14 protein-coding genes are annotated in these 20,073 nt (G+C 38.5%); 2 read left to right on the top strand and 12 right to left on the bottom strand.

The annotated features are described in order from the left end of the window. Positions 1–37 precede the first annotated feature (37 nt). Positions 38–1,051 (top strand): acyltransferase family protein, encoded by a 1,014-nt coding sequence (locus IGJ23_RS01035; protein ID WP_010736869.1) that lies wholly within the window; start codon positions 38–40, stop codon positions 1,049–1,051. Between the two features lie 132 nt (positions 1,052–1,183). On the opposite strand, the gene IGJ23_RS01030 is transcribed toward IGJ23_RS01035, so the two are convergent. From IGJ23_RS01030 to IGJ23_RS01005, 6 genes are all read right to left on the bottom strand, one after another. Further along, on the bottom strand, positions 1,184–3,820 hold the full coding sequence (locus IGJ23_RS01030) for a cation-translocating P-type ATPase (RefSeq protein WP_207431827.1): 2,637 nt from the start codon (positions 3,818–3,820) through the stop codon (positions 1,184–1,186). Between the two features lie 745 nt (positions 3,821–4,565). Continuing rightward, entirely contained in the window at positions 4,566–5,597 is a 1,032-nt protein-coding gene (gene queA, locus IGJ23_RS01025) for a tRNA preQ1(34) S-adenosylmethionine ribosyltransferase-isomerase QueA (protein ID WP_010736867.1), read from the bottom strand. Between the two features lie 128 nt (positions 5,598–5,725). Further along, positions 5,726–6,436, bottom strand: a complete 711-nt coding sequence (locus IGJ23_RS01020) for a hypothetical protein (protein ID WP_207431826.1) — start codon at positions 6,434–6,436, stop codon at positions 5,726–5,728. 159 nt (positions 6,437–6,595) lie between these two features. Continuing rightward, positions 6,596–8,419: an amino acid permease gene (locus IGJ23_RS01015; RefSeq protein ID WP_010720326.1), complete on the bottom strand. Its 1,824-nt coding sequence runs from the start codon at positions 8,417–8,419 to the stop codon at positions 6,596–6,598. A gap of 559 nt (positions 8,420–8,978) precedes the next feature. After that, positions 8,979–11,684: a YhgE/Pip family protein gene (locus tag IGJ23_RS01010; protein WP_438774529.1), complete on the bottom strand. Its 2,706-nt coding sequence runs from the start codon at positions 11,682–11,684 to the stop codon at positions 8,979–8,981. A 258-nt stretch (positions 11,685–11,942) separates the two neighbouring features. After that, positions 11,943–12,887 (bottom strand): NADP-dependent oxidoreductase, encoded by a 945-nt coding sequence (locus tag IGJ23_RS01005; protein WP_367010779.1) that lies wholly within the window; start codon positions 12,885–12,887, stop codon positions 11,943–11,945. Between the two features lie 222 nt (positions 12,888–13,109). Here IGJ23_RS01005 and rpsN point away from each other — a divergent pair, with 222 nt between their 5' ends. Next, positions 13,110–13,379, top strand: coding sequence for a 30S ribosomal protein S14 (rpsN, locus tag IGJ23_RS01000; protein ID WP_010736862.1), 270 nt, complete (start codon positions 13,110–13,112; stop codon positions 13,377–13,379). Positions 13,380–13,702: 323 nt separating this feature from the next. Here rpsN and IGJ23_RS00995 read toward each other — a convergent pair whose 3' ends face one another. From IGJ23_RS00995 to IGJ23_RS00970, 6 genes are all read right to left on the bottom strand, one after another. After that, the gene (locus tag IGJ23_RS00995) at positions 13,703–14,065 is read right to left on the bottom strand and encodes a type II toxin-antitoxin system PemK/MazF family toxin (RefSeq protein WP_010720330.1); all 363 of its coding nucleotides are present in this window, start codon (positions 14,063–14,065) and stop codon (positions 13,703–13,705) included. A 10-nt stretch (positions 14,066–14,075) separates the two neighbouring features. After that, positions 14,076–15,197: an alanine racemase gene (alr, locus tag IGJ23_RS00990; RefSeq protein ID WP_438774528.1), complete on the bottom strand. Its 1,122-nt coding sequence runs from the start codon at positions 15,195–15,197 to the stop codon at positions 14,076–14,078. Between the two features lie 15 nt (positions 15,198–15,212). After that, entirely contained in the window at positions 15,213–15,563 is a 351-nt protein-coding gene (gene acpS / locus IGJ23_RS00985) for a holo-ACP synthase (RefSeq protein ID WP_010720332.1), read from the bottom strand. A 129-nt stretch (positions 15,564–15,692) separates the two neighbouring features. Next, positions 15,693–17,204 carry a degradosome RNA helicase CshA gene (gene cshA / locus IGJ23_RS00980; RefSeq protein ID WP_010720333.1) on the bottom strand — a complete coding sequence of 504 codons (1,512 nt, stop codon included), beginning with the start codon at positions 17,202–17,204 and terminating at the stop codon, positions 15,693–15,695. A 322-nt stretch (positions 17,205–17,526) separates the two neighbouring features. Further along, positions 17,527–18,879 (bottom strand): UDP-N-acetylmuramoyl-tripeptide--D-alanyl-D-alanine ligase, encoded by a 1,353-nt coding sequence (locus IGJ23_RS00975; RefSeq protein ID WP_438774527.1) that lies wholly within the window; start codon positions 18,877–18,879, stop codon positions 17,527–17,529. Positions 18,880–18,955: 76 nt separating this feature from the next. Continuing rightward, on the bottom strand, positions 18,956–20,032 hold the full coding sequence (locus tag IGJ23_RS00970) for a D-alanine--D-alanine ligase (RefSeq protein ID WP_010720335.1): 1,077 nt from the start codon (positions 20,030–20,032) through the stop codon (positions 18,956–18,958). Positions 20,033–20,073 lie beyond the last annotated feature (41 nt).

Here is a 20,073-nt window from a genome sequence, read left to right as displayed (position 1 = left end):
CTATTGCCCCAGCCACTTTATTAAGGATGATTATTTTATGAAACGATCACGCAATCAAAAAATTGATCACTTGAGAGCATTAGCAATTTTGTGTATCATTCTTGCTCATACAGGATTACAAGGAATCCTGTTCAATTTGCGTTGTTTTGATGTGCCATTAATGGCCTTTTGTTTAGCTATTTCTTATTACTATAGCAGCAAGAATCTCTCCTATATTTCCTATGTCAAAAAAAGATTCACTCGTTTAATGGTTCCAACTTATATATTTCTGGCGTTATTATTTACATCACTTTTTTTCATTGCTCAGATTACCGATACTCCTTATCAATTTAATATTTTTTATATTTTGCACGCTTTTTTCATGGATACAGGTTATGGTTATGCTTGGATTATGCGAACGTTTTTTCTTGTATCTTTACTCATGCCCTTCCTGTATAAATTGAGCAAAAAATATCAGCACTTTGTGGAAATACTTGGTATTTTCACTTTATTATTAATCCTCCAAATCTTTTTAGTTTATTTGATTCCTTATGTTCCAAGCTCATGGCAAATCCTTTATACTCAACTCGTTCCTTTAGCTTTTGGCTATTGTCCGATTGCTTTACTAGGATTACTTGTTTTTCAATTAGACCGAAAAAAACTATTACACTTATCAATTGTTATCTTATGTTACTTAAGCATTAGTTTCTATCTCTACGGACTCCATGGATTAACTTACTTTAAATACCCACCACAGTTGCCTTTTATTTTATATGGCTGTTTCTGTGGCTGTTTCTTATGGTATATGTTAGCTAAATATGAAGGGAATTTCTTCGCCCCTATCAGTAATTATCTTTCTCTTCATTCACAAGAACTTTATTTTATTCATATTTTCTATATTTATATTTATGAGTTTTATTTACCAAAGGAAGGAAGTCTGTTAAACAATTGGTTCTTTAATTTTATCTATTTACTTTCTATGTCATTACTTACGTTGTTTTTGATCAATCAAGGCAAAAAGAAAGTAAAACAAATTAAGAACAAAACACGCCAAGTAGAATGTGACGAGTAACCGCAGAAGCAGGAAAGAGAAATCTCTCGCATCAACTTTCCCTACTGAAAGTCAGCTGTTTAAACGTCTTTTAGCCATTTTTTACATGCGAAAGAGCTTGGGCTGTTCGTTTTTGTCCCAAGCTCTTTTGATTTATTCTTCTTCTGCTTCAGGCAATTGATGAAATTTGATCAACTCATTCACAGCCACAGGTACGACTGATAAAAAGCCTACTAACAACCAATGGTTTAAGCTAATATGCACTAAGCCAAATAGTTCTTGGGTAAACGGTAATAGGGCAATGACCGTAGTGATGACTAATGAAAGTACTGCCATTTCCAATAATGATTTATTCGTTGCTAAGTTCACTTTGAAAATTGACTGACTGCTACGCACATTGAATACATGGAGGATTGACGAGTATGCTAACACTAAAAAGGCAACTGTCTGTCCAACTTCTTGTCCTGCATCGACCCAAGGGCTAATAGTATCGACATAGCTTCCCAAATAATAACCAAACAAAGTCACGATCGTAAATATAGTCGCATTGATCGCAATTTTTTGTAGTAATCCTCGAGCAAAAATCCCTTCATTCTTAGGAATCGGTGCTTCGTCCATGATCCCTTTTTCTGCTGGTTCACGCCCCAAAGCAAATCCAGGCAACCCATCAGCAACCACGTTGACAAACAACAATTGAACTGCTGTAAACGGTGCTCCCCAGCCCACTAGCATCGCAATCAACACAATAAAAATTTCTGAGACATTACAACTCAACAAAAAGTTGATTGCTTTACGAATGTTTTGATAGACGGAACGTCCTTGACTAACCGCATCGACGATCGTTGCAAAGTTGTCATCGGTCAAGATCATATCTGATGCACTCTGTGCCACGTCAGTTCCAGTGATTCCCATTGCACACCCTACGTCACTTGCCTTCAAGGCGGGTGCATCGTTGACGCCATCTCCAGTCATAGCAACTACGGCACCAGTTCGTTGCCATGATTTAACGATCCGGATCTTGTCTTCCGGCGTAACACGAGCATAGACAGAAAGGTCTTTGACACGTTCGTCTAATTCATCATCAGATAGTGCTTGTAGTTCTGAGCCCGACAGTGCTTCGGCTGGATTCGATAAAATCCCTAATTCTTTGGCTATGGCACTAGCCGTAACAACATGATCTCCTGTGATCATCACTGTTTTGATTCCTGCTTTTTTCGCTCGTTTGATTGCTCCTTTACTTTCAGGACGAGGCGGATCAATCATGCCGATCAAACCAATCAAACGTAAATCTTTTTCTAATGCTTCTGACGTGATTTCTTGCGGTTCTTCTTCATAGGTAGCATAACCTACCGCAATGACCCTTAAAGCTTTTTTCCCAAAACTGTCATTGACGATCGTGGCCTGTTCAATGTCTCCTGAAGTAAAACGCGAAGCTAGGACGTCAAAAGCGCCTTTTGTAATTGAAATATATTTTTCACCCATTTGATGAACCGTTGTCATCATCTTACGGTCTGAATCAAAGGGTAGTTCTGCCACTCTCGGGTACTTTTCTTCTAATTCCTCTTTTGTGTGATAATTTTCTTCAACCGCTCGTACGATCGCGGCTTCTGTAGGGTTTCCTTTGACAATCAATTCATCATTTTCTTTTTCGACCGTCACATCGGTACAAAGAGCAGCCATCTTCAAGATTTCCATCGCACTGTTGGTCATTGAGTCCTCTACATCAGTCACTTCATCTTCTTTGCTCCAAACTCGGCGGACACGCATTTTATTTTGTGTCAGCGTTCCCGTTTTATCTGAACAAATCACATTGGCTGTTCCTAAAGTCTCAACTGCGGGGAGCTGACGAATAATGGCATGTTTCTTCGCCATTTTTTGGACACCATATGCTAAAGTCAATGTAACGATAACTGTCAATGTTTCTGGCACCGCAGCGACGGCTAAAGAAATGGATGTCATAAACATTTCCAGTAAGGGTTCTCCTTGGAGTTCACCAATAATAAACACTAACGCTGCAGCAGCTAATGCGATAAAACTGATGCGTTTACCTAGTTGATTCAATCGAATTTGTAATGGTGTTTTTTGAGCAGTGTTGTCATTTAATAGTCCAGCGATCTTACCCATCTCGGTTTTCATCCCGATAGCGGTCACAATCGCTTTCCCACGACCAGCTGCGACTGTACACCCTTTAAACACCATATTGATTTGATCACCTAAGGCATCATCTTCTTGACTCACATAATCTGCATCTTTTTCGACCGCTTCACTTTCACCAGTCAGTGCCGATTCCTCTACTCTTAATTGCGAGGTTTCAACTAATCGAGCATCCGCCGCAATGGCTGAGCCAGATTCCAAGACCAGAACATCTCCCACAACTAGGTGTTCAGCATCCACTTTTTCAACTTTGCCATCTCGGATGACTGTGGCAGTTTGCTTGTTCATATCCTGAAGAGATTCCAACGCTTTTTCGGCATTTCCTTCTTGTACGATAGCTAATACTGAATTAATGATTACGATCGCAATGATCAACAGTCCTTCAAATAAATCCCCATGTTCGGTGGCAAAGGCAGTATAAAAAGAAATGACTGCTGCTACAAGTAAAATAATCGTAGTAAAATCAGATAAACTTCGTAAAAACTTTTTTGCCAATGACTCTTTAGGCGCTTCCTCAAATTTGTTTTTCCCTTGTTCTTGACTTCTTTTTTCTGCTTCTTGGGTCGTTAACCCCTGTTCAATTGTTGTTTTTGTTTCACTCTCCACTTCTTTCACTGTTTTCTTAAAATCATCCATCCTATTCCTCCTTTATTTTAAGCACACAAAAAAGGTACTTATTTTACTATACCATTGTTAAATTGCCTTATTCAACTATACCGCTTGTTGCTTCTCTAAAATAAGCATATCTCGTGAGCTTCTTTTTTGCAACCGCTAACAAAGCGTGCTATATTATAAGTGTAAGGAAGGAGGATACCATCAAATAAACAAAAGAATTTCTCGATAGATTAGTATAAGCAAACAAAGTTGTTAAAAGGTACAGGTTTCACCAATGAGGTCATGTGAAGTATAATCTTTTACAAATAGTGAATGCGTATGAGGCGTTAGATCATGCAGTATCTAAACCAGAAGTAACATGATACGTAAAAAAGAAGAACATGAATATCTGAAAACTGAATAGAATCAAGAGATGTTTCAACTGTTGAAGATGTAACAAAAACAAGATTTTTTGTTTATCAAGAAGAAATTCAACACGGTACTTTGCATGGGTCATGGAAAGTTACACTTATTTTGTTTATTTGATTCCTTCCGCATACGAAGAGCTGGGCTTATCGAGAGCCTAGCTTTTTTGTCGCCTGAGTTTATTTATCTTCTGCAAGAAACGAATCCATGTCTCCTACACTTTTTAATTCCAACTAAAACAAAGAATAGAAAAAAATCAGTCAAAGAACCCATTTTTCTAGTTGAGGATTCTTTGACTGATAATTTATAATGGGCAATTACTGCCATTTTGTTTAATCGTATTGAAACAGCTTTTTTATCTTTATTTGACAAACATTGCATCGCCGAAACTAAAGAAGCGATAACGTTCATCAATAGCATGTTGGTAAGCTGCTAATGTTAATTCTCGTCCAGCAAAGGCACTCACTAACATGACTAACGTTGATTTTGGTAAATGGAAGTTTGTTGAAAAGGCCTCTACTACTTTAAATTGATAACCTGGTGTGATGAAAATATCTGTCCAACCACTATCTGCTTTGATTTCACCATCAAATTTAGTTCCAATCGTTTCAAGTGTACGGATCGAAGTCGTTCCTACGGCGATGATCTTGCCACCATTTTGACGGACTTGATTTAAGCGACTTGCTGCTTCTTCTGTTAGACGATAAAATTCACTGTGCATATGGTGTTCTTCAATCTTGTCCACACTGACCGGCCGGAATGTTCCTAACCCTACGTGAAGTGTCAAATAAACGAGTTCTACCCCTTTTGCTTCGATTTCTGCTAACAATTCTTTGGTAAAATGTAATCCAGCTGTAGGAGCTGCTGCTGACCCGTTTTCTTTTGCATAAACAGTTTGGTAACGATCTGGATCCTCTAAACGTTCTTTGATATAAGGAGGTAAAGGCATTTCGCCCAATGATTCCAACGTTTCAAGAAAAATACCTTCGTATTCAAATTCAATGATTCTTCCGCCATGTTCTAATTCTTCTTTGACAACTGCTTGTAAGCGACCATCACCAAATGTAATTCGTGTACCTACCTTCGCACGTTTTGCCGGTTTGATCAACGTTTCCCAAGTATCTCCTTCTGTATTTGTCAAAAGTAATACTTCGAGGTGTGCACCTGTTTCAGTTTTTTCACCATATAAACGAGCTGGCAACACACGTGTATTATTCATCACTAGCGCATCTCCTGGATGCAATTCTTCTAGGATGTCATGGAAATGTTTATCCGACATTTCCCCAGTTGTACGATCTAAAACTAGTAACCGAGAATGGTCACGGTCTTTTAGTGGTGTTTGAGCGATCAACTCTTCTGGTAAATCAAAGTCAAAATCTTCTGTTGTTAACATATCGTCACTCACTTTCTATCTTCTGCCTTGTCATTCTAACATTTTTACTGTTGCCTTGGCAAAACCCGCACTCGAAAAAAGAAGAAAGAGAAACGAACGAACAAACCGATTTCTTGCAAATGATCGTTTTATTTTTTTATAGATTTGATTGCATCATTGATATGATTGAGTTCAAAACGTTCAATTGTGCCTCCAAATTCCGTAGTGATTAAGTCATTCAATTTCTTTGCATCTATTTCTTTGACAATTGCTAAGACCCCTTCTTGTCCTTCTGGGATACAGTTAGCAATATAATGAAAAACATTTTTAGATTTTTTCTCTGCATGATGCGCTTGCCCAAAACCAATGACATCGCCAATTGCCCAGCCAAAGATCGCCCCTAATGGACCACCGATAAAGCCAATGATAATACCTAAAATACTATCACGCCACTCATTCTTTTCGCCTGAAAGATTCTCAAAATCCATCACTGTGAATCCTCTTTCGTCAAACGCGCGTTGAGCTAACATTACTTGTTGAACCTCAACATCTGGTTTCAAATCATTTCTTTTAAGTTTATTGAACACTTCTAAGCAGTGAACATCTTCCGCCATGTTGATCACTATTAGTGTATTTTCCGGCTCTACTTCGATGTTTGGATCTAGAGCTAGATCTTCCATTTCATAAAAAGAAGAATAATCATTTAAATCACCTGAAGCAATTTTAGCCATCAACATTTCTGACTTATTGAGTTGATCGTCAGATACTTTTTGAAAGTTGCCCATTTGATCCTTGATTTCTTTATATTGATCTTCCGTCAAGACTTTTCCATTTTCAGTATTTCTATAATATTGTGCCATTGTCTTTTCAGCTCCTTCAAATAAATTGGATAAACATGTTCTACTAAAAAAATACATCAATTAAGTGACACTTTTTTATTTATTTTTTTTGTAATTAGAAAATAAATAAATAAAAAAATGCCTGAGTTTCTCACTCAAGCATTTTTTGTTCTTTAACATTTATTTCTTCAAATGATAACTATACGTACTTATCACGATATTTTCTCGCCAAGATAAACGAAGTCTTAATCGTAAACTTGTTTGATTGTGTAAGATATTTTGCCAACGACGGTTTGGTACAAACTGTGGAATCAATACTGTCGTCGTATAGTTTTGTTTTGCGGCATTTTTACTTACCAGATCAACGTAGCGGATAATTGGATTTTCAATGGAACGATAAGAAGAATGGACAACTGAAAAACGGACATCAGGAAAATGTTTCTTAAAGTCTGCTTCAATTTCTTTTTCTTTTGCTATATCTTCATCCAATGACACGTGCATGGCCACCACATAATCCCCGATCGAACGAGCATAATTGATCGCACCGATATTAACACGTGTGACATTTCCTACTAAAACCAGCACGGTATTTCCATCATAGTCATGTAACTTGGCGTCCGTTTCCAGTCTCAGCTGTTCTGCTACCTTTTTGTAGTGATCATGAATGCGATAGAAAATATACATCACAATTGGCATGATGATAAAGAATGGCCAAATATCACCTAAGCGGTAAACGAACAAAATCGCAATGATCGCATAAGAGATAAACGCACCTGTGATATTTGCAATAGATTTTCCTAACCAGTTCTTTCCTTCTTTTTTCCATTTAACGACCATTCCTGTTTGCGATAGCGCAAAAGGAATAAATACACCGATCGAGTATAACGGAATCAAACGTTCCGTTGAACCATGGAAAATAAATAAGAGAATGATCGAACCAAAAGCTAATGTCATGATCCCATTTGAGTACCCTAAACGATCGCCACGATCTTGATACATATGTGGCATGAACTTATCTTTTGCCAAATTGTATGCTAATACTGGGAATGCAGAGAATCCAGTATTGGCAGCAACCGCCAAGATCAAAGCGGTAGCAAATTGTAATACATAATACAATACGCCATGGCCAAAGACAGCTTTCCCAATTTGAGACAATACAGTAACTTCTTTTTCAGGTACGATCCCATACCAATAGTTGATGAACGTGATACCGACAAAGAAGAAGCCTAAGATCAAAGCCATCATTGTTAAAGTTGCTGCTGCATTTTTTGCTCGAGGTTTCTTGAAAAATGGTACGGCATTACTAATTGCTTCAACCCCTGTTAAAGAAGAAGAACCAGAAGAGAATGCTCGCAAAATCAATGCGATCGACACCCCTGGGATTGCAGCTCCAGGTAAGGCTGTTGCATGTAATGGTACGGCACCAGTAATGATATTAAACAGTCCGACCGCAATTAGCAACGTAATCACAATGATGAACGTGTAAACAGGGAATAGCAAGAAAGAAGCCGATTCCCTTAACCCGCGTAAATTCAGCATCATCAAGAGCAATACGATTGCAACTGAGATTGCTACTTGGTGACCATACAATGCGGGGATTGCCGAGGTAATCGCTTCGGCACCAGCTGACACGGAAACAGCTACCGTCAACATATAGTCGATCAACAAGGAACCTCCAGCGATCAACCCGGCATTTTTCCCAAGGTTTTCACTGCTGACGACGTAAGCTCCTCCGCCTTGAGGATACGCGTGAATGATTTGACGGTAAGAGAGAGTTAATGAAATCAATAGAATAATAACAAACGCTGCAATTGGCAGTGAATACCAAATGGCTGCAGTTGACAAGGCAACTAAAACAACCACAATCTGCTCTGTACCGTAAGCAATGGATGATAGGGCATCCGATGACAGCAATGCTAACGCGGCAAAACGAGTTAATTTATGCTCGTCGTTTTCAGCAGATTTCAACGGCTTACCTACTAACAACCTTTTTAAGTAGTCCAATTTTTTTACTCCTTTACACACATATTTACTTCAAAATTATTATTGTCAAAATTAAAAAAAATTTATCTTAAACAAGATGTTATAGTACGCTCCCATAATATAAAAGTCAATAAACTTTCATAAAATTAATTGAAAAAAATTAGAAAAAAAACAGTATTTTTTTCAATCGTACGTTAAATTAGCAAATGCCTTACATTTCAACGACTTTTTTCCTTTTCTGTCAAAAAATGTAACATCTCACTCATCGAGATTTTTCTTTCCTATTCAATAAAAACTTTTACTTTTCGTAGAACTTGAACAACCAGCACTTTCCAAAAAATAAGTAAACGGACTGTGATTTTTTCTAGCAATCATCAATCATTGTGGAATCAGCCATAACAAACTTTACTTTTCTATTTTCAATTTTTTCAATTAAACTCGTTGTTTCTACAAAAAGAAAAAATAGCTCCTCTGATCACCTAAGCTCTGTTAATAAAATAAAGGCCTTGTCAGACGAAAATACATGACTATTTCTGTCTAACAAGGTCTTCTTTTTTCAAACTGGTTATTGCTTTAACTACTAGTGGAAAATATGACTCTGATGTGCTGCTTCTTTGAATTTGACCATTTTTTCTTGGACATAAGGCGCAACAGCCGTTCCAATAACACCAAAGCTAACGAATAGACCAATCATGATCCAAATCGCATTTGCAGCATTTGGCCAATAGATTCCTCCTGCTGATTCTCGTAATAGATTAACCGCATGGGTGAATGGCAAGAATGGATTGATCATTTGGAAGAACTTCCCTGATACTTGGATAGGATAGTTCCCACCTCCACCAGAAATCGATAGCACGAGGATAATGATCGCAAGTCCCTTCCCAACATTATCAAATAGCGCCGCTAAAACATACACGATCATCATAAAGGCTAGCGAGATCAAAACGGCAAAGGATACGCTGTAAACTGGATTATGGACATCTACACCTAATAAAAAGATATTTCCTAAAGTAACGATCAAACTTTGTGCGATAGCCATTGTTAAGAACGTGAGCATTCGAGCAACAAATTGTTCTCGTTTTGTAAAATTGTTTCTTTCTTTTTTACCGAGATAATAATCGGTTGTCGCTACACTTGAGAGTAAGACAGCTCCCACCCACAAGCAAAGTGCTGTATAAAACGGCGTACTTGCCGATCCGTTGTTTGCAATTGGATACATCGTATTGGTTTTTAATTCTACTGGTTGCGTAAAGAAGTCACTCTCTTTCGTTGCATCCAGCTTCAATAATTTGATCACTTCTCCTAGATCAACTTCTTTTTCTCCTTTACGAATAGCATCTGCTGCTTTTTGGATACCTGTCTTGATGTTTGGCCAATCGTTATTGATCAAATCAGCTGCTGCATTTACTGCCGTTTCGACTTGTGGCATTTTTTCATTCGCTGTTGTCATCGTACTTGTGATTTCATTTTTGATCGTTGGCCAGTCATTTTGGATAAAGTTAGCAGCTGTACTCAATTTGTTGGCTAACACTGGCAAATCATTATTATACAGATCGGCCCCTTTATTGATCCCATTGACGATCGTTTCCATATTACCATTCAACATGGTGTTTGCATCATGGATCTCTTGTCCGATCGCTGGCATTTCTTTTTGGTACTTCTCTAATATCGCCACTGCATTGGTCACTGTTGCTTTCGTTGAATTTAACAGCGAATCAAAATCGATTTGGTCAGCCTTGCTTAACGCACCTTGAGCTGTTTCAATCGTACTGATGACTTGATTTAATAGTGAATCAACGGTTGAACTGACTTGGTTCACATCGATTCCAGCAATCAAGTTATTGACATTTTTAGCAGCAGTTTGAATTTGCCCTAAGATATTTCTTACGTTATCGATATTTCCTTCTTGAATGGCTTGTTTCAACGCTGGTAGGCGATTTTGTAAGCCGCTTAAAACTGGTTTGATACTATTTAATGTATCAATTATTTTTTGAAGTTTGGTATTACCCGTTTGATTCTGTAACTGTGTCAAAAAGGCAATCAACTGGTCAATCGCTTGTTGCTGTGCTGGTAAACTATTGTAGAGGTTATCCAATAATTTGAGTAAGTTTCCCTTCTCTTCTTCCGTCAATTGATTATCTGCAATTGCCTGATCGACACTCGCTGTGAATGAATCAATAGACGTTGCTACCTGACTAATCGATTGTATCGTTGTATTCACACTTGTTGTGATACCTGGTAATGCGTCTTTTAATTGCTCTGCACCTGATTTTGTTTGAGTAGCTAGGTCGTTTGCTTGTGTTTCTAATTTCTTCACGTCAGGTAAGATTTCTTGGACTTGTTGAATGATCGACAACCCTTGTTTCGCTTCAGTGATTCCTTGATCCATCGTTTCTTGGATCGATGAAAAATCCTGATCGATCTCAGCAATTTGTCGACCTGCATTTTGGATTTCCGGTATTTTTTGTTGTAAATCTAAAATGATTTTCGCTTGCTCTTGGAGCTGTGGCATTTTATCATTCAGTGCAACCACTTTTTGTCCCATTTCATCGACTTGTGGGAGATAGTTCACAAATTCATTGGCTTTGTTTAACTTTTCTTTAATAGAAGGTAGTTGTTTTTGTAAATCAAGTACTTGTTGCGTATAGCCATCGATCGTATCAAGGTTCTCATCCGTTGAAAGTATCATTGATTTGACCTTATTGATACTTACTAGATTCGAATCAATGTCATAACCGATCTCGTTAAAGACCTTCAATAACGTTGAACTAGCCGTCTTGATAAATTCATCTGTAATCTGGGTTTGGATCGCAGAAGCTCCTTTATCGGTGATCTTAGGAGCAATCGCATTGATTTTCTCATTCACCGTGTATTCGATTTTTGGCTTTCTGATCTCTCCACTCGTAAAACTTAACAAGTCTTCTGAGAAATCCTTCGGTAAGTAGATTCCTGCATAATATTTCCCAGAACGAACCCCTTGTTCCAGTTCTGCTTTTGAGTCAACGAATTGCCATCCGAGTTGTTTATTGTCATGAAGTGATTTGATCACTTCTTTCCCAATTGCGACTTCTTTCCCTCGAAATTCTGCCGGTTGATCTGCACTGTAAACCGCAATAGGCAATTCACCGGTATTTCCGTAAGGATCCCATAACGCTTTGATGTTGAACCACGCATATAATGAAGGGATAATCATAATTGCAATGATCAAAAGTGTAGCAATTGGATTTTTAAAAATTCTTTTCCAGTCAAGTAGATATAATTTTAATGTGTTTTTGATTGACCGCATAAATATCCCCTTCTTCTTTTTTCAGCTGCATTACTTTACCATGTAAATCATGTAATTTTCAATTCCCTTTTTTCAAAAAGCTCGATAATTTAGACATAATAGTCAAACTGTCCGATTGTCTGACCATAGAATTGAAGAAATAGTTAAATTTTACATGTACCACTTTACCATTAAATAAAGCAGAAAGAAATTTTCATGCTAAAAATCAGAAGAAGAAAACGCATCCAGAAAAAGTTTGCTCCTTTTACCAGCCCAGCTCTAATCATAAGTTAATACGATTTTACCTGCAGAGGGGTGTCCTTCAAGTTGATGGTGCGCCCAGATTAAATGATCAAGAGTTGCAGCTAATTCTTCTGCTACAAAAATATGGTAATTTCCTGTTTTATATGCAGCAATTAAATGAGTCAAAGCTTCTTGATCTGAGTATTCTTTTCTAGGAACAAAAGTCTCATAAAACCCATTTTTTTTCTGACGAGATGCAAGGGAAGGCAATTCGTTCAACGCAACATAATGACCTTCTTCTTTCATAATTTTGATAGCCATGTCTCCCGCGATGCTTCCTTTCGTCGCATCGATCACAATATCTGCTTGATTACTGAATACTTCTTCAGGATTTTCTTGATCATAAGAAGAAAAATGAGTAACGCCTAAACTTCGGACTAATTCTTCATTTGTCTTTGATGCACTAGCTAACGTCCGAATCCCTTTTTGATGAAGTAATTGGATCAAACTAGTTCCTACGCCTCCTGAAGCTCCGGTCACCATTACCGTGTCAGTTGGTTGGATCGTTAGCAGATGATTAATCACATTGTAAGCAGTGATCCCCGTCGTTACCATTGCAGCTGCTTCTCCCCAACTCATTTCATCTGGTATTTTAGCCACTTTACTTGCTGGTAAGACGATTTCTTCACCGTAAGCACCTGACACAGGATGAACGACTACACGGTCCCCCACAGCAAATGAATCGACGTCACTTGCTACTTCCGTCACGATTCCAGCACCATCATTCCCTAATACGTAAGGGAATGTTAAGGTTCGGACTTCCTTCATCTTTCCTGAACGCAAAGCGACATCATAAGGATTGATACTAAACGCTTTCAATTCCACACGAAGATGATTTGGCGTGACCTCCCTTGGTGTGTCTACTATTTCTTGAAACACCTTTTCAGCTGGCCCATAACCACTAATAGCAAACCTACGCATCTCTACCCCCTCCTTTTCTTCTAGTTTACGTGTAACACCACTATTTGACAAAAAAACTGTTTTAATCGCATCGGTGACCTTTCTCTTTCATAGAGAACAAGAGAAGGACTAAACATTTTTAGAAACAAAATAATTGTTTTATTTCTCACACTATGTTAAGGTATCTACACTAAATCGTAATTTTTACGATTTGAAAAATTAAAGAGATTATTGGAGGAAAATATGGCAAAAAAATCAAAAATTGCAAAAGCTAGAAAACAACAAGAAATGATTGCCCGCTATGCTGATTTACGACAAGAGTTAAAAGCGAATAAAGATTATGAAGCCTTACGTCAATTACCTTTAGATGCACGCCCTGAGCGTTTGAAAAACCGTGACTTGATCGATGGACGTCCTCGCGGATATATGCGAAAATTCGGCATGTCTCGTGTGAAATTTCGCGAACTAGCTCATCAAGGACTGATCCCTGGTGTCAAAAAAGCTAGTTGGTAATTAGTATTAGACAGACGAAAGATATTCCGGCAAAATAGCAGTCACTCTCTGAATAAGATAAACTAATCAAACACATATAAAAAAAGCCGTAAGGACTAAAGATAGGAAAACTATTTTTGGTCCTTACGGCTTTTTTATAAGTTGAACAATGCTGACTCAACTTTTTTCTTATCATTATCCAGCATTTTTTATTAAGAGTCAGAAACGACCGTATAGCGATTGACATCATTAACGTTCAGATCCAACGATTTCTCTTATAACCTTTGTTGATTGACATTCAAGATAATTAGCTTGTTCCTTTTATATGTAAAGGCATAATGTGCTTATTTAGCGACAGGGGTCAATGCTTCGATACCTACACTGATTTTAAGTGCATGATCGACTTCTGACATAATTCCTCGATCTAAATGACAAACTTTTTCTTTTAATCTTGATTTATCAATTGTTCTGATCTGTTCAAGTAAAATGACAGAGTCACGTTCGATTCCAGTACCAGTTGCTTTTATTCCAATATGCGTAGGCAATTTAGGTTTGGCCATTTTGGCAGTAATGGCCGCCACAATAATCGTTGGACTAAAATGATTCCCTAAATTATTTTGAATAACTAAGACAGGTCTTGTCCCGCCTTGTTCTGAACCCACGACTGGAGAAAGGTCAGCAAAATAAATGTCTCCTCTTTTTACCATAGGATTCTCCTTACTCTTCATATTCTCTAGGAATGCGCGTTCCTAGTACACAGGCTACCTCATAGTGGATCGTACCTAATTGATCCGCTACTGCTTGCATCGATATCTCTTTTTCCTGATTTTTACCAATCAAAGTAACCTTTGTTCCCAGTGGAACTTCCTGAGGTAAACGGATCATAATTTGATCCATACACACACGTCCGACAATTTCACATAAATTTCCATCCACTAAGACGGAAAAGCCTTGCATGTTTCGTAACCAGCCATCCGCATAGCCAATCGGGATCGTCCCGATCCACTCTGGTTGATCGGTAATATAGGTTTCCCCGTAGCCGATGCCTTCACCTTTAGCCAAACGTTTCACTTGGATCAACTCGGAAACTAACTCTAGTGCGGGTTCCAATGGATACGGTTCTGGCAGTGCATGCCCTGAAGGATTTAACCCATACATTGCTACACCAAAACGAATCATGTTACCAATTTTTTCATCATGCCATAAAGCAGTAGCACTATTACTTACATGAACATACTTAGGTAAAGCAGGCAATGCATCGATTGTCTCTATAAAACGTTGATGTTGATGTTGCCAATACGTTTCATCCGCTTGATCAGCCGTTGAGAAATGGGTGAAAATCCCTTCCCATTCCAATACAGCACTTTCTTGAATAAATGAAACTGCCTCTACGACTTCTTCAGGTGTCAAAAAACCAATCCGTCCCATGCCGGTATCAACTTTCAAATGAAGTGCTAACGCATGTTTCAGCTTTCTTTCTTGCAGATATTCAACAGCCTGTTCTAACCATTCTTTGTTTCCTACAGTGATCGATAAATCATGGACAACCGCTAAAGTCAATGCGTCAATGGGAATCATATTCAACACTAAAATAGGTTGTGTGAATCCCGCTTCCCGCAATTCAATCCCTTCGTCTAGATTAGACACACAAAATCCAGTAGCACCTCCAGCCAGTGCAGCTTCTGCTGTCTGGACTGCTCCGTGCCCGTAACCATTTGCTTTGACTACAGCAAACAGCTCTTTTCCTTTTGGTAATCTAGCTAATTCTTTTTTGACATTTTCAGTAATAGCTTTTGTATGTATAATGACTCTTGTAGGTCGGTGCCAAGCGACAACCATGATTTTTCCTTCTTTCTAATCTTCTAAAATAATTTGTGCAAACGCTAATTCATCCGTATGCGTGATACTAACAAAACAAGTACCTGAATGAGGTGATTTTGTGACTACAGGTTGTCCTGCATCATTTTTTAAAATTTCAATTTCTTGAAACGTCACCTTACCAATACCAGTTCCCCACGCTTTTGAAAAAGCTTCTTTGCAAGCGTAACGCCCTCCGAGAAATTCTACTTGTCGGTGAAAAGGCAGGATTTGAAATTGCTCGATTTCATTTGGCGTCAACACTCGGTCGATAAAATTTTGTTTTTCTTTGATGATCTTTGCAATCCTTGGTAGCTCAACTGCATCAATCCCAATTCCTTTAATCATAGACTCTACTCTTTTCAAAAATTTTAGAACACTCTCATTCTACCAAATTCTCGGTATTTTACCACCAATATGTCCATAAATAACTAAAAAGAAAGCTCCTCTTAAAAAAGAGAAGCTTATCATTTATTATTAATCGTTATTTGTACGGATCACAAATCCACGTTTTTTATCGTTTTGACGCTTACCGCCATCTTTTTGATGGTTATTATTTTTACTGTAGCCACCTTTTGATTTGTTGCCACGGTAGTTGTTATTATCGCGTCGATTACGGTTATTTCCGCCGCCACGTTTGCCATTTTTATTATAGCCTTTTTTCTGCATTGGCAATGGACGTTCTGGAGTGATTTTAACTGGTATTGCATCAGAAGGATCCTTCGCAGTCGTTTTTAGTAACAAAGCTACTAAATCTTGTGCAGAATACTCTTCAAGCAATTTATCTGCTGTTTGCAAATACTTGTCTAAGCCGTTTTCTTCAAGCTTAGCTTCAATCTGTTCCACTGCAGCACCTAGTTGTCCCTTGAATGCTTCTTTTTCAGTTGGCGGACGTAGAGTAGCCATCCGTTTTTTCGTTAAGTTCTCAATAACATGTAGGTAGCTCATTTCGTTTGGCGTAACGAATGTCACTGACATCCCGCCTTTACCCGCACGACCTGTACGTCCGATACGGTGAACATAACTTTCTGGATCTTGTGGAATGTCATAGTTGTAGACGTGAGTCACGCCTGAAATATCCAAACCACGTGCAGCTACATCCGTAGCAACTAAAATATCTAAATGACCATTTTTAAATGAACGTAAAACACTCATTCGTTTTTGTTGTGAAAGGTCCCCATGGATTCCTTCTGCACGATAACCGCGAGCTTCTAATCCACGTGCCAATTCATCAACACGTCGTTTTGTACGACCAAAAACAATCGTAAGTTCTGGTGTTTGGACATCGAACAAACGTGTCATGATATCGAATTTTTCATATTCTTTTGCTCGAACATAATATTGATCGATTAAGTCAGCTGTCATTTCTTTCGCTTTGATCTTCACGTGTGTTGGTGATTTCATGAATTTCACGCCGATATTTTTGATTGCAGGTGGCATTGTTGCTGAGAATAATAATGTTTGGCGTTCTTCAGGTACTTTTGAAATAATACTTTCAATATCTTCCAAAAAGCCCATATTCAACATTTCATCTGCTTCATCTAGAACTAATGTTTCCACTGTTCCTAATTTCAATGTGTGGCGGTTGATGTGATCCAGCATACGTCCAGGTGTTCCTACGACAATATGTGGACGATCTTTCAATCCACGGATTTGGCGACCGATATCAGCGCCTCCGTAAACAGCTTGTACACGTACTCTTTTATCACGACCAAGACGATAAAGCTCTTCTTGTGTTTGGATCGCTAATTCACGTGTCGGTGCAATGACTAACCCTTGCAATTCGTGGCGATTAGTGTCGATTTTTTCTAACATCGGCAAACCAAAAGCAGCCGTCTTACCAGTCCCTGTTTGTGCTTGTCCAATCACATCTTTTCCAGACAATGCTAAAGGGATTGTTTCTGACTGGATCGGTGTTGCTTCTTCAAAACCAGCACGCTCTACTGATTTCAATAATTCTGGTGATAATTCTAATTCTTTAAATTTCAAATGAATCCTCCTATATGGTTGTTAACTGAGGATGTAGCTTAATTTTTGCTACCCCGTCGATTGTTCGGTCAAAGTGTTTGGTTCTTTTTGACAGTGGCCACGTACGTTTTTACTCATTCTTAGCCCCTGTGGCACCACCGAAAAATCACTTTGCGAAGTTTAGGCATTAGAAAAGCCAAACGGGTCGCGTTCAGCTTTATCATTGTTATGACATCTGGCTCTAGCAATTTACATAAACGAAAGAACCAGTCCAATTTCTCTTCATCTTTCGGCAATAGGTTATTCTAGCATAATTTCTTATTTTCTGCAAGTTTGCAGTTTATTATTTCATTCCTTGCAATTGTTTAACGACATCAATCAATCCCATTCCATTGCTTCCTTTTAAAACGATGCTATCTTCCGGACGTATTTCTTCTTTCACCGTTGCAATGAGTTGTTCTTTATCTGTTTCAAAATATTGTACGTATAAATCTGGATACTTTTCGTTCAACTTTTCATATAATGCTTTCATTTGGGGCCCATATAAATAGACTCCCGCAAAATCAGCTGGATCAAGATGTTCAGCCATACTTGCGTGCATCTTCAAAGCATCTGGTCCTAATTCCAGCATGTCCGCAAGTACAGCAAGTCTTCTCCCTTTTGTTGGTAAGTTGGCAAAAGTATCTAAGACCAATCCCATTGCTGTAGGATTCGCATTATAGACATCACTTAGAATCCCCGCACCATTTCCAGCACTTAGCCACTCCGTACGATTTTGCGTCACTGTGACACTTGCTAAACCTAGACGGATGGCTTCCGTTGGCAGACCAAAAAATTGCCCAACAGCATAAGCAATCAACGCATTGGTGACATTATAACTTCCAGGAAGAGGAATCATGAACGATTCATCATTGACGATAAAATGTGTGGCTGTTTTCTCTTCACTCGTTACCTCCGCCTGTAGCTGCCCTGTATTTAATCCAAACGTTTCAATTTTTTGAGTCAAACTTTCAGTCAAAGGTTTCAATAATGGTTCTTCTTCTGGGATAATCAACAGCCCATCTTCTCTCAAACCATCAACAATCTCCATTTTTGCTTGCGCGATTCCTGCTCGTGAGCCAAGGTTTTCAATATGTGCTTCACCAATCATCGTAATAGCTGCTACTTTAGGTCGGGCAATCAAAGAAAGCTCAGTGATCTCTCTGGCATGATCCATCCCCATTTCTAAAACGATTTTTTCGGTATCCATCGGCATGTGCAAAATCGTATAAGGCAATCCAATATTATTGTTGTAATTTCCTTGTGTTTTATAGGTTTTGTACTTTTGAGCTAAAACTGAAGCAGTCAAATCTTTTGTCGTTGTTTTCCCATTACTTCCCGTAATTGCCACCACTTCAGCCCCAACTTTCGCTAGGTAGTACTTCGCCAGATCTTGCATTGCTTTTAGTGGATCATCCACAAGAATCACTCGAATCCCACTAGGTGCTTTGGTAGGTTCCAGACTCCAAAAAGTAGCAACCGCTCCATTATCCATGGCTTGTTGAATAAATTCGTGTCCATCTCTTGCTCCTTTTAGCGGCACGAACAACCCACCTTTTTCAATCTTGCGACTATCGAACTCCACACCTGTGATTTCCGTTAAATCATTCATTACGCTTCCTACAGCTTGAGCGATTTCTTGTACTGTTAGTTTCATAAAAAACCCGCCTTTTCGCATTTAGAAGCCGGAACAAATGTGAATGACATTCGCTCCAGCTTCTATTTTTAATTGTCTATTCGTTTGCTTCAAAAAAACCTTGTCGTTGATTAAAACGATTGATTCCTAATTGAATCAATTCTTCGATCAAATCGCCATACTTCAAGCCCATGTTTTCCCACAATAATGGATACATGCTAAATTGCGTGAATCCAGGCATTGTATTTAACTCATTTAGGAATAGTTCATTTTTATTCGTCAAGAAGAAATCACAACGGCTCAAGCCACTCCCACCTAGCATTGTATACGCAATTTTTGCATATTCCTGCGCTTTTTGATAGACCTCTTCCGGTACTTCAGCTGGGATTTGCATTTCAATCTTATTGTTGATGTATTTCGCATCATAATCATAGAATGCAACATCTTTGACTACTTCACCAGGTAACGTGGTACGCACGTCTTCATTCCCTAAAACAGCTACTTCAATTTCACGTGCTTCGATCCCTTGCTCAACGATCGCACGAGAATCATATTGATAAGCTAATGCAAGCGCATTTTGCAGTTCTTCACGGTTCTCCGCTTTAGAGATCCCTACACTTGAACCCATATTTGCTGGTTTGACAAACATTGGGTAAAGCAAAGACCCTTCACATTGATCAAAGATTTTTTTAGGATTTTCTTTCCATTGATTTTTCAAAACAGGGACATAAGGAACTTGTGGCACCCCTGCCGCTTGCAAAATGTATTTGGTCATGATCTTATCCATTGCACAAGCACTTGTTAAAACGCCAGCGCCGACATATGGCAAGTTCAATGTTTCCAAAAATCCTTGAATCGTTCCATCTTCACCATTAGGTCCGTGTAAGACAGGGAAAACAATCGTTCCTTCTTCTTTGATTTCTCCAGGATTGATCACTCTTCCCGTAAAGCCATCTGTCACTTTTCCGCTTGGGTCCCATGTCAAATGTAAGTCTTCTTTGCTCGCTGGTTTCTCTGTTAACAAAGGGCCTTTCACCCATTGACCTTCTTTGCTGATAAATATCAGTTGAACTTGATAGTACGTATAATAAATAGCATTTAAGACTGAAAACGCTGAAAGAACTGAAACATCATGTTCTGCACTGCGTCCACCATATAGTAAAGTAATCTTCAAAAGATTGTCCTCCCGTATCCAATATCTTTCACTTTTACTTC

The organism is Enterococcus sp. DIV1682a (assembly GCF_051711005.1).
GTDB classification, from domain to species: domain Bacteria; phylum Bacillota; class Bacilli; order Lactobacillales; family Enterococcaceae; genus Enterococcus_B; species Enterococcus_B hirae.
This window is presented reverse-complemented; position numbering and strand designations above follow the sequence as displayed.

What these genes read in the sequence shown, in the direction of transcription:
- IGJ23_RS00975 (WP_438774527.1), bottom strand. Translation starts at nt 18,879, where the DNA reads ATGAAACTAACAGTACAAGAAATCGCTCAAGCTGTAGGAAGCGTAATG.
- IGJ23_RS01035 (WP_010736869.1), top strand. Translation starts at nt 38, where the DNA reads ATGAAACGATCACGCAATCAAAAAATTGATCACTTGAGAGCATTAGCA.
- IGJ23_RS01020 (WP_207431826.1), bottom strand. Translation starts at nt 6,436, where the DNA reads ATGGCACAATATTATAGAAATACTGAAAATGGAAAAGTCTTGACGGAA.
- rpsN (WP_010736862.1), top strand. Translation starts at nt 13,110, where the DNA reads ATGGCAAAAAAATCAAAAATTGCAAAAGCTAGAAAACAACAAGAAATG.
- acpS (WP_010720332.1), bottom strand. Translation starts at nt 15,563, where the DNA reads ATGATTAAAGGAATTGGGATTGATGCAGTTGAGCTACCAAGGATTGCA.
- IGJ23_RS01005 (WP_367010779.1), bottom strand. Translation starts at nt 12,887, where the DNA reads ATGCGTAGGTTTGCTATTAGTGGTTATGGGCCAGCTGAAAAGGTGTTT.
- IGJ23_RS01030 (WP_207431827.1), bottom strand. Translation starts at nt 3,820, where the DNA reads ATGGATGATTTTAAGAAAACAGTGAAAGAAGTGGAGAGTGAAACAAAA.
- IGJ23_RS01010 (WP_438774529.1), bottom strand. Translation starts at nt 11,684, where the DNA reads ATGCGGTCAATCAAAAACACATTAAAATTATATCTACTTGACTGGAAA.
- alr (WP_438774528.1), bottom strand. Translation starts at nt 15,197, where the DNA reads ATGGTTGTCGCTTGGCACCGACCTACAAGAGTCATTATACATACAAAA.
- IGJ23_RS00995 (WP_010720330.1), bottom strand. Translation starts at nt 14,065, where the DNA reads ATGGTAAAAAGAGGAGACATTTATTTTGCTGACCTTTCTCCAGTCGTG.
- queA (WP_010736867.1), bottom strand. Translation starts at nt 5,597, where the DNA reads ATGTTAACAACAGAAGATTTTGACTTTGATTTACCAGAAGAGTTGATC.